The organism is Methylobacterium sp. J-067 (assembly GCF_022829465.1).
Lineage (GTDB): Bacteria > Pseudomonadota > Alphaproteobacteria > Rhizobiales > Beijerinckiaceae > Methylobacterium > Methylobacterium litchii.
Genome location: NZ_JAKSXZ010000101.1, coordinates 86,422 through 101,943 on the forward strand (window position 1 = coordinate 86,422; position 15,522 = coordinate 101,943).

10 protein-coding genes are annotated in these 15,522 nt (G+C 69.2%); 6 read left to right on the top strand and 4 right to left on the bottom strand.

Annotation, left to right across the window (positions count from 1 at the left end; all coding sequences use genetic code 11):
• The first annotated feature begins 116 nt into the window (after window positions 1-116).
• From purL to rlmN, 5 genes are all read left to right on the top strand, one after another.
• Complete coding sequence (gene purL, locus MKK52_RS12670; protein WP_243954220.1) at window positions 117-2,342, top strand: phosphoribosylformylglycinamidine synthase subunit PurL; 2,226 nt, start codon at window positions 117-119, stop codon at window positions 2,340-2,342.
• Window positions 2,343-2,357: 15 nt separating this feature from the next.
• Entirely contained in the window at window positions 2,358-2,594 is a 237-nt protein-coding gene (locus MKK52_RS12675) for a BolA/IbaG family iron-sulfur metabolism protein (RefSeq protein ID WP_243954222.1), read from the top strand.
• Between the two features lie 23 nt (window positions 2,595-2,617).
• A complete protein-coding gene (locus tag MKK52_RS12680; RefSeq protein WP_243954224.1) occupies window positions 2,618-3,124 on the top strand; it encodes a DUF29 domain-containing protein in 507 nt (168 codons plus the stop codon).
• A 30-nt stretch (window positions 3,125-3,154) separates the two neighbouring features.
• Entirely contained in the window at window positions 3,155-3,493 is a 339-nt protein-coding gene (grxD, locus tag MKK52_RS12685; protein WP_243954226.1) for a Grx4 family monothiol glutaredoxin, read from the top strand.
• Between the two features lie 168 nt (window positions 3,494-3,661).
• A complete protein-coding gene (gene rlmN / locus MKK52_RS12690) occupies window positions 3,662-4,939 on the top strand; it encodes a 23S rRNA (adenine(2503)-C(2))-methyltransferase RlmN (RefSeq protein ID WP_243954228.1) in 1,278 nt (425 codons plus the stop codon).
• A 6-nt stretch (window positions 4,940-4,945) separates the two neighbouring features.
• Here the strand turns inward: rlmN and MKK52_RS12695 are convergent, their stop codons facing one another.
• Together MKK52_RS12695 and MKK52_RS12700 are read right to left on the bottom strand one after the other, a co-directional pair.
• The gene (locus MKK52_RS12695; RefSeq protein ID WP_243954230.1) at window positions 4,946-5,290 is read right to left on the bottom strand and encodes a hypothetical protein; all 345 of its coding nucleotides are present in this window, start codon (window positions 5,288-5,290) and stop codon (window positions 4,946-4,948) included.
• 89 nt (window positions 5,291-5,379) lie between these two features.
• Complete coding sequence (locus MKK52_RS12700) at window positions 5,380-7,842, bottom strand: glycogen/starch/alpha-glucan phosphorylase (RefSeq protein WP_243954232.1); 2,463 nt, start codon at window positions 7,840-7,842, stop codon at window positions 5,380-5,382.
• A gap of 563 nt (window positions 7,843-8,405) precedes the next feature.
• Here MKK52_RS12700 and glgA point away from each other — a divergent pair.
• Window positions 8,406-9,884: a glycogen synthase GlgA gene (gene glgA, locus MKK52_RS12705; RefSeq protein WP_243954306.1), complete on the top strand. Its 1,479-nt coding sequence runs from the start codon at window positions 8,406-8,408 to the stop codon at window positions 9,882-9,884.
• 40 nt (window positions 9,885-9,924) lie between these two features.
• Here the strand turns inward: glgA and glgB are convergent, their stop codons facing one another.
• Window positions 9,925-12,201 carry a 1,4-alpha-glucan branching protein GlgB gene (gene glgB, locus MKK52_RS12710; protein WP_243954233.1) on the bottom strand — a complete coding sequence of 759 codons (2,277 nt, stop codon included), beginning with the start codon at window positions 12,199-12,201 and terminating at the stop codon, window positions 9,925-9,927.
• Window positions 12,198-15,470: a maltose alpha-D-glucosyltransferase gene (gene treS / locus MKK52_RS12715; protein ID WP_243954235.1), complete on the bottom strand. Its 3,273-nt coding sequence runs from the start codon at window positions 15,468-15,470 to the stop codon at window positions 12,198-12,200. Before treS ends, glgB begins: the two co-directional genes overlap by 4 nt.
• Window positions 15,471-15,522: the final 52 nt, after the last annotated feature.

Here is a 15,522-nt window from a genome sequence, read left to right on the forward strand (position 1 = left end):
AGGCGACTCTCACCCAAGATGTTGCATCGCAGGTCAGGAAGGCACTAATCCGTCGCGGCCCACTCCAGCACCGTGTCCGGGTCCGCCGCCGTAGGCCTGTTCGTCGAGACCGCCGCATGTTCCGCAACGATGTCCCGATCACGCCCGAGCTTGTGGCCCAGCACGGCCTCAAACCGGACGAGTACGACCGCTTCCGGGCGCTCATCGGCCGCGACCCGACGCTGACCGAGCTCGGCATCGTCTCGGCGATGTGGAACGAGCATTGCTCGTACAAGTCCTCGCGAAAGCACCTGCGCGGCCTGCCGACCTCGGCGCCGTGGGTGATCCAGGGCCCCGGCGAGAACGCGGGCGTCATCGATATCGGCGACGGGCTGGCCTGCGTCTTCAAGATGGAGAGCCACAACCACCCGAGCTTCATCGAGCCCTACCAGGGCGCGGCGACCGGCGTCGGCGGCATTCTGCGCGATGTGTTCACCATGGGCGCCCGGCCCATCGCCGCCTTGAATGCCCTGCGCTTCGGCGATCCCGAGCATCCCCGCACAAGGGGCCTCGTCTCCGGCGTGGTGGCCGGCGTCGGCGGCTACGGCAATTCCTTCGGCGTGCCCACCGTCGGCGGGCAGGTCGGCTTCCACAGGCGCTACGACGGCAACATCCTCGTCAACGCCATGGCGGTCGGCCTCGCCAAGCAGGACGGCATCTTCTATGCGGCGGCGGCCGGCGTCGGGAACCCGATCGTCTATCTCGGCTCCAAGACCGGCCGCGACGGCATCCACGGCGCCACCATGGCCTCGGCTGAGTTCGACGAGGGCACGGAGGCCAAGCGCCCGACCGTGCAGGTCGGCGACCCCTTCGCCGAGAAGCTGCTCCTCGAAGCCTGCCTGGAGCTGATGGCCTCAGGCGCGGTCATCGCCATCCAGGACATGGGCGCGGCGGGGCTGACCTGCTCGGCGGTCGAGATGGGCGCCAAGGGCGACCTCGGCGTCGAACTCGACATCGAGAAGGTGCCCGCCCGCGAGGCGGGCATGACCCCCTACGAGATGATGCTCTCCGAGAGCCAGGAGCGGATGCTCATGGTGCTCAAGCCCGGCATGGAGGCGGAGGCGGAAGGCATCTTCGTGAAGTGGGGCCTCGACTTCGCGGTAATCGGCAAGACCACCGACACCCTGCGCTTCGTCATCAAGTGGCACGGCGAGACGGTGGCCGACCTGCCGATCAAGGAACTCGGCGACGAGGCGCCGCTCTACGACCGGCCGCACATCGCCAACACCCATCGGGACGTCATCCGCCCGGCCGACATCGCCGCCCCCGCCTCCCTGGCGGACGCCCTGACCCGCCTCCTCGCTTCGCCGGACCTGTCCTCGAAGCGCTGGGTCTACGAGCAGTACGACCACTTCATCCTCGGCAACACCGTGCAGAAGCCCGGCGGCGACGCGGCGATCGTGCGGGTCGAGGACGGGCCGAAGGGCCTCGCGATCACCTGCGACGTGACGCCGCGCTATTGCGAGGCCGATCCGGTCGAGGGCGGCAAGCAGGCGGTCGCCGAGGCGTGGCGCAACATCACGGCGGTGGGCGGCAAGCCGCTCGCCATCACCGACAACCTGAACTTCGGCAACCCGGAGAAGCCCGAGGTGATGGGCCAGCTCGTCGGCTGCCTGAAGGGCATCGGCGAGGCCTGCCGCGCCCTCGACTTCCCGGTCGTGTCCGGCAACGTCTCCCTCTACAACGAGACCAACGGCGTCGGCATCCTGCCCACCCCGACCATCGGCGGCGTCGGCGTGATGGACGACGTCACCCGCCACGCCACCATCGCCCTGAAGCGCGAGGGCGACGCCCTGGTGCTGATCGGCGCGGGCGAGGGCTGGCTCGGCCAGTCCGCCTACCTCGCCGTAGTAGAGGGCCGCGAGGAGGGCGCGCCGCCGCCGGTCGATCTCGGCCTGGAGCGCCGCAACGGCGACTTCGTGCGCGGCCTCATCACCTCCGGCGTCGCGGACACGGTTCACGACCTGTCGGATGGCGGCCTCGCCGTGGCCCTCGCCGAAATGGCGATGGCCGGCGGCATCGGCGCGGCGCTCCCCGAGGTGCCAGTGGACCTGCCCGCCCACGCCTACCTGTTCGGCGAGGATCAGGCCCGCTACCTCATCGCCATCCCGCCCGAGGCGGCGACCGACCTCCTGTACAGCGCCTCGGCGCAGGGCATCGACGCGGCCGTCATCGGCATCACCGGGTCCGACCGCCTGACCCTGCCGGGCGGCGAGACCGTCGCCATCGCCGACCTGCGCGAGGCCCACGAGGGCTGGCTGCCGACCTACATGGCGAGCCAGCCGGCCGCCCCCGCCGCCTGAATCCGGAGAAACCCCATGCCGATGGATGCCCGCGAGATCGAACGCATGATCGTCGAGGCCCTGCCCGACGCGAAGGTGGCGATCCGCGATCTCGCCGGGGACGGCGACCACTACGCCGCCACGGTGTTGAGCCACGCCTTCAAGGGCAAGACCCGGGTCGCCCAGCACCAGATGGTCTATGGCGCCCTGCAGGGTCGCATGGGGGGCGTGCTCCACGCCCTTGCGCTGACCACGGGCGTCCCGCAGGATTGAGATCCCCCGCGGAGGCGCTGCCGATGGACCAGCCGACCCTCTACGACGACGACATCGTGACCTGGGCCGACGAGCAGGTCGCGGCCCTGCGCGCCCTCGCCGCCCGGAGCGACCTGTCGAACGCGGTCGATTGGCAGAACGTGATCGAGGAGATCGAGAGCGTGGGGCGGTCCGATTTCAAGGGCGTGGACTCTGCCCTCTCTCAGATGCTCGTGCACATCCTTAAATATGTCTCCGCCCCCCAATCCCAGCCGACGCAATCGTGGCGCGCTGAGATCATCATGTTTCAGGCAGCGGCCTACCGCCACTATCGGCCTTCGATGCGCCAACGCATCGATTGGGACCACCTGTGGACGAACGCGATGCGGCAGGCCGATGCCTCGCTGAACATCTTCGGAGACAAGCTCCTGCGCGGCTTGCCGGCGCAGATGCCGTTCACCCCGGAGGAACTGACGGCCAAGGGCTTCAGCCTGGATGTGGCGCTCGAACGCCTCGCCGCCGTGTTGAAATCCCCGCCCGACCGTCACTAGATCACGGACACGGAAACCAAGGACTCTTCGATGACCGACGCCCATTCGACCATCCAGAACGAGATCGCCTCCCAGGACGTGGTGGTGTTCATGAAGGGCACGCCGCAGATGCCGCAATGCGGCTTCTCGGGGCAGGTGGTGCAGATCCTCAATTACCTCGGCGTGCCGTTCAAGGGCGTGAACGTCCTGGCCGACCAGGGCATCCGCGAGGGCATCAAGGCCTTTTCCAACTGGCCGACCATCCCGCAGATCTACGTGAAGGGCGAGTTCGTCGGCGGCTGCGACATCACCCGCGAGATGTTCCAGTCCGGCGAGCTGCAGACCTTCCTGTCCGAGAAGGGCATCCCGGTGAAGACTGCCGCTGCGTGAGGAGGCCGGGCGCCTAGGCGCCCAGCATTATCCTTTCCGTCATTGCGAGCGTAAGCGAAGCAATGACGGGATTGGTCCGGGATGCCGGGGGCGCATAGCCCGCTAGGTCGCATCCCGAGGCCAAATCGACTATATGAACTCCCTTCACACGAAGGGATGTGCATCACCATGGCGACGCCGTCGCTCGACAGCGCCCGCGCGGCCGCTTTCTCCGCGATCGAGAAGACCCCCGAGTTCCGACCCGAGGCCCTGCCCGGCCGGAAGCTCTCCCTCGTCGGCCTGACCCGCGACGCCTTGAAGGCCCGCCTCATCGAGGCCGGCGTGCCCGAGCGTGAGAGCCGGATGCGCTCCGGCCAGATCTGGCATTGGGTCAACCTGCGCGGGGCGCAGGACTTCGCCGAGATGACCAATGTCGGCAAGGGCCTGAAGGCCGAACTCGCCCAGCACTTCACCCTGGAGCGGCCCGAAGTCGTGACCCGGCAGGTCTCCCGCGACGGGACCCGCAAGTGGCTCATCCGCATGGCGCCGACCAATGCGCAGGAGCACAATCGCGGCGCCGAGATCGAGTGCGTCTACATCCCCGGCCCGGATCGCGGCACCCTGTGCGTGTCGAGTCAGGTCGGCTGCACCCTCACCTGCTCGTTCTGCCACACCGGCACCCAGCGCCTCGTGCGCAACCTCTCCTCGGCCGAGATCGTGCAGCAGCTCGTCGTCGCCCGCGACGAACTCGGCGACTGGACCGGCCAGATGCCGAGCCGCGACGCCGGGGGCGCCGGCGAAGTCGGCCGGCTCGTCACGAACATCGTGTTCATGGGCATGGGCGAGCCGCTGTACAATTTCGACGCGGTGGTCGATGCGGTCGGCGTGATGTCGGATCAGGAGGGCCTCGGCTTGTCCCGGCGGCGGATCACCGTCTCGACCTCCGGCGTGGTGCCGCAGATCCCCCGTCTCGGCGCCGAGGCGAACGCGATGCTCGCGATCTCCCTCCACGCCGTGCGCGACGACCTGCGCGACGAACTGGTGCCGCTGAACCGCAAGTATCCGATCCGCGACCTGCTCGCCGCCTGCCGCGCCTATCCGGGCCTGAACAATGCCCGGCGCATCACCTTCGAGTACGTGATGCTGAAGGGCGTCAACGATTCCGATGCGGATGCGCGGGAACTGGTGCGGCTGCTCAAGGGCATCCCGGCCAAGATCAACCTGATCCCGTTCAACCCCTGGCCTGGCAGCCGCTACGAATGCTCCGACTGGGAGCGGATCGAGCGCTTCTCGGAGATCGTGTTCAACGCCGGCTACGCCTCGCCGGTGCGCACGCCGCGCGGCCGGGACATCCTGGCCGCCTGCGGCCAGCTCAAGAGCGAGACCGAGAAGCTGCGCGCCCGCGCCCGGATGATGATGGAGGACGGCATCGCCGAGGGCCTCTATCTCGGCTCCGACGAGGATTAGGCCCCGTCAGCCGGCCTTCGCGCGCGGGGCCAGGGCCATGACCGCGCTGGCCGCGAGCCAGCCGGCGACGCCGCTCGCGGCCTTCACCAGGAAGTCGCCGACCCGGCCATGGCGGGTTGCCGACAGGTTCTGCCCAGCTTCGAGCAGGCCCGCCGCCACGACGACGAAGACGAGGATCGCGAGGCGCTGGCGCGGATAGGCCAACGCCGCCAGCGTGCCGAAGGCCGCGTAGGCCAGGGCACGCTCGACATTCGCCGGGCCGACCTCCGGCCGGAGCCCGATGGGCGAGAGGGTCACGAAGGCCAGAAGGCCGAGCATGCCCCAGAAGGCCAGCCGGAACAGGGTACGCATCGCTGTCCTTCCACGCCGACGATGCCGGGGCGTCGCCCCGGCACCCCACCCAAGAAATTGCCCTTGGGGCTCGCCCTTGGGAATCCCCCTCAATCCAGGCGGACGCGCCAGATCTCCTGGGCGTATTCGCGCATCGACCGGTCGGAGGAGAACCACGCCATCCGGGCGGTGTTGTGGATCGCCTTGGCCCACCACGTCGCCGGGTCGCCCCAGGCGGCGTCGATGGCGCGCTGAGTCCGCCAGTAATCGTCGAAGTCAGCGGTCAGCAGGTAGGGGTCGCGGTGGCGCAGGTCGTCGGTGAGCGGGCGGAAGCGGCCCGGCTCCTCCGGCGAGAACCGGCCGGAGGCGATCATGTCCAGCGCCGCCGCGAGGCGCGGGGAGGCCGCGATCGCCGCCCGCGCATAGCCCGGCACCGCCTTGCGGGCGATCACCCCGGCCGCGTCGAGGCCGAAGATGAAGATGTTCTCCGCGCCGACGTGATCCTTGATCTCGATGTTGGCGCCGTCCAGCGTGCCGACCGTCAGCGCGCCGTTCAGGGCGAACTTCATGTTGCCGGTGCCGGAGGCTTCGAGGCCCGCCGTGGAGATCTGCTCCGACAGGTCGGCCGCCGGGATGATCGCCTCCGCGAGACTCACCGAGTAGTTCGGCAGGAACACCACCTTGAGGCGGCCCGCCACCTCCGGGTCGTCGTTGACCGCCCGCGCCACGTCGGCGGCGAGCTTGATGATCAGCTTCGCCTGGACGTAGCTCGGCGCCGCCTTGCCGCCGAAGATCTTGACGCGCGGCGTCCAGGTCCGGTTCGGCTCGGCCTTGATCGCCTGATACAGCGCCACCGTCTCCAGGACGTTGAGCAGTTGGCGCTTGTATTCGTGGATGCGCTTCACCTGCACGTCGAAGAGCGCGTCGGGATCGATGTCGATCCCGGTGCGGTCGGCGACGATGGACGCCAGCGCCTCCTTGCGCTCGCGGCGCACGGCCCGGTAGCGCGCGACGAACCCGGCATCCTGCGCGAACCGGTCGAGGCCGGTGAGCCGTTCGGGATTGTCGAGGACGCCCTCACCCACCGCCTCGACGGCGAGCTTCGTGAGGCCGGGATTGGCCGTGTGCAGCCAGCGGCGGAAGGTGATGCCGTTGGTCTTGTTGACGATCTTGTCCGAATCGAGCGCGTGCAGGTCGGAGAAGACGGTGGAGCGCATCAGGTCGGTGTGGAGCGCCGAGACGCCGTTCACCCGGCGCGCGCCGTGGAAGGCGAGGTGGCCCATCCGCACCCGCCGGCCATTCGCCTCGTCGATCAGCGAGACCGAGGCGAGGTGGGCGGCATCGCCCTTGCCCGACTGGCCCTGCTCCTCGAGGTGCATCCAGTTGATCAGGTAGATGATCTGCATGTGGCGCGGCAGCAGCCGCTCCATCAGCTCCACCGGCCACGTCTCCAGCGCCTCTGGCAGGAGGGTGTGGTTCGTGTAGTGCAGGGTGTTGGTGGTGACGTGCCACGCATCCTCCCAGGAGAGGCCGTGGTCGTCGGTGAGGAGGCGCATCAGCTCCGGCACGGCGATGGCCGGGTGGGTGTCGTTGAGCTGGATCGCGGCGTGGTCGGGCAGCGAGCGCAGGTCGCCGCGCTCGGCCTTGTGCCGGGCCACGAGGTCCTGCAGCGAGGCCGAGGTGAAGAAGTATTCCTGGCGCAGGCGCAGTTCCTGCCCCTCGGCGGAGGCGTCGCTCGGGTAGAGGACGCGGGAGATCGCCTCGGCGCTCATCCGCTGGGAGAGGGCGCCGACATGGTCGCCGCCGTTGAACCGGGCGAGGTCGAGGGGCGCCTCGGATTCGGCCTTCCATAGGCGCAGGCTGTTGACCTGCCGCCCGCGCCAGCCGACCACCGGCACGTCATGGGCCACGGCCAGCACGGTCTCCGCCGGCTGCCAGCGCCGCTCGATCCCCTCGCCCGCGAGCGACATGGTCACGCCGCCGCCGAAGCCGATCCGGTAGGTCGCGTCGCGGCGGGCGAACTCCCAGGGGTTGCCCTCGGCAAGCCACGTCTCCGGCGCCTCCTGCTGCCAGCCGTCCTTGAAGGACTGGCGGAACAGGCCGTGGTCGTAGCGGATGCCGTAGCCCATGGCGGGGATCGACAGGCTCGCCATGCTCTCCATGAAGCAGGCCGCCAGACGCCCGAGGCCGCCATTGCCCAGAGCCGCGTCGGGCTCGGCGTCCTGCACGGCATCGAGGTCGATGCCGAGTTCGGCCAGCGCCTCGCGCACGGTCTCGGTGAGGCCGAGATTGTTCAGCGCGTCCGACATCAGACGGCCGATGAGGAATTCCAGCGAGAGATAATAGACGCGCTTGTGCGGGATCTTGCCCGCGTTCGGCAGGCCGGCCTCCGCGATCCGGTCGCGCAGGGCGAGCGCCGTCGCCACGAACCAGTCGCGCGGACGGGCATTCTCCGGCGTCGTGCCGATGACGATGCCGAGCTTGGCCCGGATCGCCTCCCGCAGGTCGACCACGGGATCGCCGGTTCCGGCCAGCACCGGACGCACCTTCGCCGGGATGACGGCCGCCTTCACGGAGTCGCGTCCGGTCTCGGACGGGGCACTGGGCGAAGCGGCACGCGTCTGAACTTCGGTGAGCACAGTCGAACCCCCAATAACGTCGGCGGATTATGTTCTGTTCCAGATTGCCGCCGCATGAACGGGCCGGCATCCGGGCCCGATCGCACCGATCCTGTGGACGGTCTCGGGCAAAGTCGAGGCAACACCTTGTGACGCCGCTCTTTTCGGCATCGGCGCCTCGACGATGTGTCTTTATAGGCACAGTGACTTGGCGATCAAGGGCAGACCCCTGGACGGCCCTGCACAAAAGACTAGCAAGCCCGGCCCGACTGCTTTTCACAGCGCGAGCGTGATTTTTATTGTCGCACTGCAACCATCAATAACGCGCCCTTAACCGAAAAAGTGGCCTCGTTTGTGCGTCGCAGCGGAACCGTCGCGCACAGGGAGCGTTAGGCGTGGTTGAGATCGCGGCAGTTCCGTTTGACCCGGTCTTTGCGCATCCGGGGCATCTCTCCCGGGCTGGAAGACCGCCCATGCTTCACGTGCACCGCTCCGGACTGACCGCGCGGAAGTCCGACATGTGCACGTACAAGCCCCTGCCCTCTGCGATTCCGATGGGCCGGCGCATCCTCTACGCCACCCCGGAAATGGCCGATTTCGTGAAGACCGGCGGCCTCGGCGAGGTCTCGGCCGCCCTGCCCCGGGCCTTGCGGGCGCATTACGACGTCCGCGTCCTGATGCCCGGCTACCCGCAGGTGCGCGCGGCCTTCCCGGACATGCCGGTGGTGGCCCGCCTCGAAGGGCTCGCGGGCATCCCCCCCTGCGACCTCGGCCTCGCCGAGACGGCCGACGGCCTGCGCGTCTACGTGCTGATCGCGCCGGAACTCTACGAGCGTCCGGGCACGCCCTACGGCGACGCCTCGGGCGACTTCGCGGACAACGACGTGCGCTTCGCCCGCCTCAGCCTCGCGGCGGCGGACCTCGCGCTGGGTGTCGATGCCGGCTGGGCGGCGGACCTCCTGCACCTGCACGATTGGCAGGCCGCCCTGGCCCCGGCCTATCTCGCCTGGCGCGGCGTGCGGCTGCCGAGCGTGCTGACCGTGCACAACCTCGCCTACCAGGGCCTCTTCCCCCGCGACGGGATGCACCGGATCGGCGTGCCGGATTCGGCCTTCCAGATGGATGGCTGCGAGTTCTACGGGCAGCTCTCGTTCCTGAAGGCGGGGCTCTACTACGCCTCGCAGGTCACGACGGTGAGCGAGACCTACGCCCGCGAGATCCAGACGCCGGAGATGGGCTGCGGCCTCGACGGCCTGCTGCGGGTGCGCGCCGGCCAGGGGCGCCTCGCGGGCATCCTGAACGGCATCGACGAATCCTGGGACCCGCGTACCGACCCGCACCTCGCCCTGCCCTTCGAGGCGGACGACTGGAAGGGCAAGCGCGCCAACGCCGATGTGGTCCGAAAGGATTTCGGCATGGCGGTCTCGCGCGGGCCGCTCTTCGCCATCGTCTCGCGGCTGGTGCACCAGAAGGGCATCGACCTCAGCCTGGAGGCGGCCCAGACCATCGTCGCCGAGGGCGGCCAGCTCGTGGTGATCGGCCAGGGCGAGGGCCGGTTCGAGGGAGCGCTCCGCGGCCTCGCCAAGCGGCATCCCGAGCAGGTCGGCGTGCATGTCGGCTTCGACGAGGGGCAGGCCCGGCGGATCTTCGCGGGCAGCGACTTCCTGCTGATGCCCTCGCGCTTCGAGCCCTGCGGGCTCGCGCAGATGTACGCCCAGCGCTACGGCTCCCTGCCGATCGTGCGGCAGACCGGCGGCCTCGCCGACACGGTCGAGGACGGCGCCACGGGCTTCTCCTTCTCGGACCCCTCGCCCAGCGGGCTGACCGGCGCGGTGCGCCGGGCGCTCGACGCCTTCGGCCAGAAGAAGCGCCTCAACACCATGCGCCGCCGAGCCATGGCGACCCGCTTCGGCTGGGACCGCGCGGCCGACAACTACGCGGACCTCTACGCCAGGGCGATCGGCAACAGCGTCGCCCTGCGGTGGAGCACGGTCTAAGGCGCCTCCCTCTCCCCGCGAACGGGGAGAGGGAACACCCTCACCCCTCTCTCACGAGGATCACCGTCGCGAGCGGCGGGATCGTCAGGCTGAGCGAGTGCTGCTGGCCGTGGCTGGCTTGCGCCTCCGCCGCGCGGCCGCCGCCGTTGCCCATGTTCGAGCCGCCATACTGCGCGGCGTCCGAGTTGAACGCCTCGCGGTAATGGCCCCCCGCCGGCACGCCGACGCGGTAGCCCTCGCGCGGGATCGGCGTGAAGTTCGAGACCACGATGGCGATCTCGCCGCCCGCACCCTTGCGCGCCCAGGCGATGACGCTGTTGTCCTGGTCGTCCGCCACGAGCCACTGGAAGCCGGCCTGCTCCGAGTCGCGGCTGTGGAGGGCCGGCGTCGCGGCGTAGAGGTGGTTGAGGTCGCGCACCACGTCCTTGACGCCCTTGTGCAGGGGGTCGTCGAGCAGGTGCCAGTCCAGGCTGGCATCGTGGTTCCACTCCCGCTCCTGGCCGAACTCGCCGCCCATGAAGAGCAGCTTCTTGCCGGGGTGCCCCCACATGAAGCCGAAATAGGCCCGCAGGTTCGCGAACTTCTGCCAGCGGTCGCCCGGCATCCGGGACAGGAGCGAGCCCTTCCCGTGCACCACCTCGTCGTGGGACAGGGGCAGGATGAAGTTCTCGGAGAAGGCGTAGAGCAGCCCGAAGGTCAGGTTATGGTGGTGGTAGCGGCGATGGATCGGGTCTTCCTGCATGTAGTGCAGGGTGTCGTGCATCCAGCCCATGTTCCACTTGAAGCCGAAGCCGAGGCCGCCCGTGTAGGTCGGGTGCGAGACGCCCGGCCAGGAGGTCGATTCCTCCGCCACCGTGATCGTGCCCGGGGCGTGGCTGTAGGTGGCCTCGTTGGTCTTGCGCAGGAAGTCGATGGCCTCGAGGTTCTCGTTGCCGCCGTAGCGGTTCGGGATCCACTCGCCCTGGCGGCGCGAGTAGTCGAGGTAGAGCATCGAGGCGACGGCATCCACGCGCAGGCCGTCGAGGTGGTAATGCTCCAGCCAGAACCGGGCGTTGGCGGTGAGGAAGGTCGCGACCTCGGTCCGCCCGAAATTGTAGATGTACGTGCCCCAATCCTGGTGGAAGCCCTGGCGCGGGTCGGCATGCTCGTAGAGATGCGTGCCGTCGAACTGGCCGAGGCCGTGGGCGTCCAGGGGGAAGTGGCCGGGCACCCAATCGAGCATCACGCCGATGCCGGCCTCGTGGGCGGCATCCACGAAGGCCGAGAACTCGTCCGGCGTGCCGAAGCGGCTGGTCGGCGCGAACAGCGACACCGGCTGGTAGCCCCAGGACCCGTCGAACGGGAACTCGGTGATCGGCAGCATCTCGATATGGGTGAAGCCCATCTCCTTCACGTAGGGGATGAGGCGCTCGCCCAGTTCCTTGTAGGTGAGGTAGCGGTTGCCCTCCTCCGGCACCCGCATCCACGAGCCGAGATGGACCTCGTAGATCGAGATCGCGGCGTGGCGCGGATCCTTGGCGCCGCGGCTGCCCATCCAGCCGTCGTCCCGCCAGTCGAAGGCCCCGAGGCCGTGCAGGATCGAGCCGGTGGCCGGCGGATGCTCGGCGGCGAAGGCCACCGGGTCGGCCTTGAGCGGCACCAGGGCACCGTCCGGCCCCCGGATCTCGAACTTGTAGCGCCCGCCGGGCTGGAGGCCGGGGACGAACAGCTCCCACACCCCGCCATCCTGCCAGAGGCGCATCGGGTGGCGGCGGCCGTCCCACTCGTTGAAATCGCCGACGACGCTGACCTTCTTGGCGTTGGGCGCCCAGACGGCGAAGCGGAACCCGTCGATCCCGTCGAGGCGCCCGGCCTGGGCGCCGAGGATGCGGTAGACGAGGTTGGTGCCGACCTCGCGCAGGCCGGCGACATCGTATTGCTCGATGGACGAGCCGAAGCCGTAGGGGTCGAAGCGGCGGCGGGTGGCGCCGTCCCAGGCCTCGATCTCGATCTCGTAGAGGGGCCGCCCCTCGCCCTCGACGCGGGCGACGAAGAAGCCGTCATTGTGGCGCTTCTCGAAGGGCACCGTGCGCTCGCCGAGGATCAGGCTCGCGGCGCGGGCCTCCGGCAGCACGGCGCGGACTTCCCAATGGTTCGGGCCGACCTTGTGCGGCCCGAGCACGGAGAAGGGATCGCCGTGGCTGGCGCCCATGATCGCGGCGATCGCATCCGCGTGGACGGTCGGGATCGTCGGGGACGCGGCACGCTCGGAGCCAGCGGGCGAGCCGGAAGCTCCCTCTCCGGCCCGTAGCGCGAAGGTCTCGTCGGTCACCGTCATTCGGTACGCTCTCCGTCCTCGTCCAGAATGGACAGAACCCCACGTGCGGGAATTTCGATCCAGTCCGGGCGGTTGTTGGCCTCGTAATCGACCTCGTACAGCGCCTTCGTGAGGAGGCAGAGCCGCAAGAGACGGTCACGGGTGGGCTCGTCGGTCACGGCGGCCCGGGTGCCGTCCACGGCCCCCTGGTAGCCGTCGAGGAACGCCGCATCGATCATGCCACGCCACGCCGTGGCCGCCGCGCGGGCGCGCTCCTGCGAATCCGCGAAGCGGCTCGCGATCTCGCGGATCACCGTCTCGGCGCCGTAGGCGAAGGAGCGCATCATCCCGGCGACGTCGCGCAGCGGCATCGACTTCGCCCGCCGCTCGTCCGCCGGCCGCGAGGGCTCGCCCTCGAAGTCGACGATGATGAGATCGTTCTCGGCGACCAGCACCTGCCCGAGGTGGTAATCGCCGTGGATGCGGATCTTGTGCGCACCCCGCAGCGAGCCCTGGGTCAGGCGCTCGATCAGCGCCTCGACCTCGGCCCGGCGGCCGAGGAGATCGGCACAGGCGTCCTTGCCGGCATCGAGGCCGCGCTCCGCGAGGCCCTTCAGGCCCCGGAAGGCGCGCTCGGCCTGATGGCGGGCGTCCCTGGCGAGGATCGCGAGGTCGTCCTCCTCGAAGGCTTCCGCCGCGAAGGCCGGGTCGTCGGTCTCGATGGCGAAGGCGGCGTGCATCTGCGCCGTGCGCTGGCCGAGGAGATCGGCCCAGCGCATGTGATCGCGGAACGCCTCCTGCGGGCTCAGGGCCTCGCTCTCGGGGGCGAGCACCACGGTCTCGAAGTCCCGGCGCAGGCCCTCCAGCATCAGGGTCCACGCGTCGCCCTGGTTGAGGACGAACTTCTGCAGCACGGCGAGCGCGGTGCGGGTGCCGTCCTCGGCAACGTGCTCCAGCGTGCCGAGCAAGGCCGGGGTGTGGGGGAAGCCCGCCACCTCGGTGAGGAAGCGCCCGACCTCGATCTCGGGATGGGTGCCCGGCTGGAGCCGGCGCAGCAGTTTGAGCATCAGCTTCGAGCCCACCGCGATCGAGGTGTTGCTCTGCTCGGCCTTGAGGCGGCGGATGTCGGCGACGTCCACGCTCACGCCCGGATCGAAGGCCGAGGTGGTGGCGAAGACGAGCTTGCCGCGCTCGGTCGGGATCTCCCGGTGCTGGCGCATGTCCTCGATGAGGCAGGCGGCGAAGTCGTTGGAGCCCGCCGCCCCGAAGAGCAGGCCGGTGCGCGGCCCGCGCCGCACCCGCGCCACGGCGAATTCCATCAGGTCCGCGTCCTCGCGGCCCTCATCGACGCCCACCGGCACGAAGTACTCGTGGGTCTCGCCGTTGGAGAGCGAGACGGCCAAGCGCGGCAGCAGGTAGCGCGGCTCGCCGCCCTCGCGGGGGCCGAAGGCCGCGCAATCGACCACCTTCACGCCCTTGATCCGCGAGCCCTTGGCCCCGAACCAGCGGCGGCTCATCAGGAAGGGCGGCACCACGGTGCGCTCGAAGGCGACGCGCTCGCGCCCCGCCATCAGGCTCTCGATGCCCCCGGTGAGGACCATCGTGAACAGTTCCGGCGGCTCCTGCTGCGGGCCGACCACGCCCGATTGGGCCGCCGACAGGGAGAACCAGTAGAAGCCGTAGGCCGGCAGGGTGAGGAGGTAGGGCAACTCGCCGATGGGCGGGAACTCGGTGCCGCCGGTCAGCTCGATCGGCACCGCCGTGCGGAACTCGGACAGGTCGAGCTGCACCGCCTGCGGCGCCCGCGACAGGTTGGCGACGCACAGGATGCGCTCGCCCTCGTGCTCGCGGATCCAGGCCAGAACCTTGCGGTTCGAGGGGTAGAGGAACTGGATCGAGCCCCGCCCCAGGGCGACGCTGTTGTTGCGGATGGCGATCATCCGCCGCGTCCAGTTCAGGAGGCTGGTCTGCGCCTGGGTCTGCGCCTCGACGTTGATCGCGTCGAAGCCGTAGATCGGGTCCTGGATCGCGGGCAGGAACAGCCGCTGCGGGTTGGCGCGGGAGAAGCCGCCGTTGCGGTCGGGCGTCCACTGCATCGGCGTGCGCACGCCGTCGCGGTCGCCGAGATAGATGTTGTCGCCCATGCCGATCTCGTCGCCGTAGTAGAGCACCGGCGTGCCGGGCATCGACAGGACGAGGGACTTCATGAGTTCGATCTTGCGCCGGTCGTTCTCGAGGAGCGGCGCGAGGCGGCGGCGGATGCCGAGGTTGATCCGCGCGCGGCGCTCGGCGGCGTAGAACGACCAGAGGTAGTCACGCTCCTCCGCCGTGACCATTTCGAGGGTCAGCTCGTCGTGGTTGCGCAGGAAGATGGCCCATTGGCAGCCCTCCGGGATCTCCGGGGTCTGGCGCATGATGTCGGTGATCGGGTGCCGGTCTTCGCGGGCGATCGCCATGTACATGCGCGGCATCAGCGGGAAGTGGAACGCCATGTGGCATTCGTCGCCGTCGCCGAAATACTGCGCGGTCTCCTCCGGCCACTGGTTGGCCTCGGCCAGCAGCATCCGGTCGGGGTAGCTCTCGTCGAGGGCGGCCCGGATCGCCTTGATGACGTCGTGGGTCTCTTTCAGGTTCTCGCAGTTCGTGCCGTCGCGCTCGATCAGGTAGGGGATCGCGTCGAGGCGCAGGCCGTCGACGCCCATGTCGAGCCAATAGCGCATCGTCGCGATGACCGCTTCGAGCACCTTCGGGTTGTCGAAGTTCAGGTCGGGCTGGTGGCTGTAGAAGCGGTGCCAGAAATACTGCTTGGCGACCGGGTCCCAGGTCCAGTTCGAGGCCTCGGTGTCGAGGAAGATGATCCGCGTGTCCTTGTACGGCTCGTCGGTGTCCGACCAGACGTAGAAGTCCCGCTCCGGCGAGCCGGCCGGCGCCTCGCGGGCGGCCTGGAACCAGGGGTGCTGGTCCGAGGTGTGGTTGATGACCAATTCGGTGATCACGCGCAGGCCGCGCTCGTGGGCGGCCTCCACGAAGGCGCGGAACTGCTCCATCGTCCCGTAGGACGGGTTGATGCCCTCGTAATCGGCGATGTCGTAGCCGTCGTCGCGGAGCGGCGAGGGGTAGAACGGCATCAGCCAGATCGCCGTGACGCCGAGGTCGCGGACGTAGTCGAGGCGCTGGGTCAGCCCCTCGAAATCCCCGATCCCGTCATTGTTCGAGTCGAAGAACGACTTGACGTGGATCTGGTAGATGATGGCGTCCCGGTACCATTGCGGATCGCTGCGATCGATCATCGCGTCGCTGCCTCATCGATGAAGTCGAAGGAGCCGGCCAGGAGTCGGCCGG

Coding starts and splice junctions, on each gene's coding strand:
- purL (WP_243954220.1), top strand. CDS start 117: ATGTTCCGCAACGATGTCCCGATCACGCCCGAGCTTGTGGCCCAGCAC.
- MKK52_RS12675 (WP_243954222.1), top strand. CDS start 2,358: ATGCCGATGGATGCCCGCGAGATCGAACGCATGATCGTCGAGGCCCTG.
- MKK52_RS12680 (WP_243954224.1), top strand. CDS start 2,618: ATGGACCAGCCGACCCTCTACGACGACGACATCGTGACCTGGGCCGAC.
- grxD (WP_243954226.1), top strand. CDS start 3,155: ATGACCGACGCCCATTCGACCATCCAGAACGAGATCGCCTCCCAGGAC.
- rlmN (WP_243954228.1), top strand. CDS start 3,662: ATGGCGACGCCGTCGCTCGACAGCGCCCGCGCGGCCGCTTTCTCCGCG.
- MKK52_RS12695 (WP_243954230.1), bottom strand. CDS start 5,290: ATGCGTACCCTGTTCCGGCTGGCCTTCTGGGGCATGCTCGGCCTTCTG.
- glgA (WP_243954306.1), top strand. CDS start 8,406: ATGTGCACGTACAAGCCCCTGCCCTCTGCGATTCCGATGGGCCGGCGC.
- glgB (WP_243954233.1), bottom strand. CDS start 12,201: ATGACGGTGACCGACGAGACCTTCGCGCTACGGGCCGGAGAGGGAGCT.
- treS (WP_243954235.1), bottom strand. CDS start 15,470: ATGATCGATCGCAGCGATCCGCAATGGTACCGGGACGCCATCATCTAC.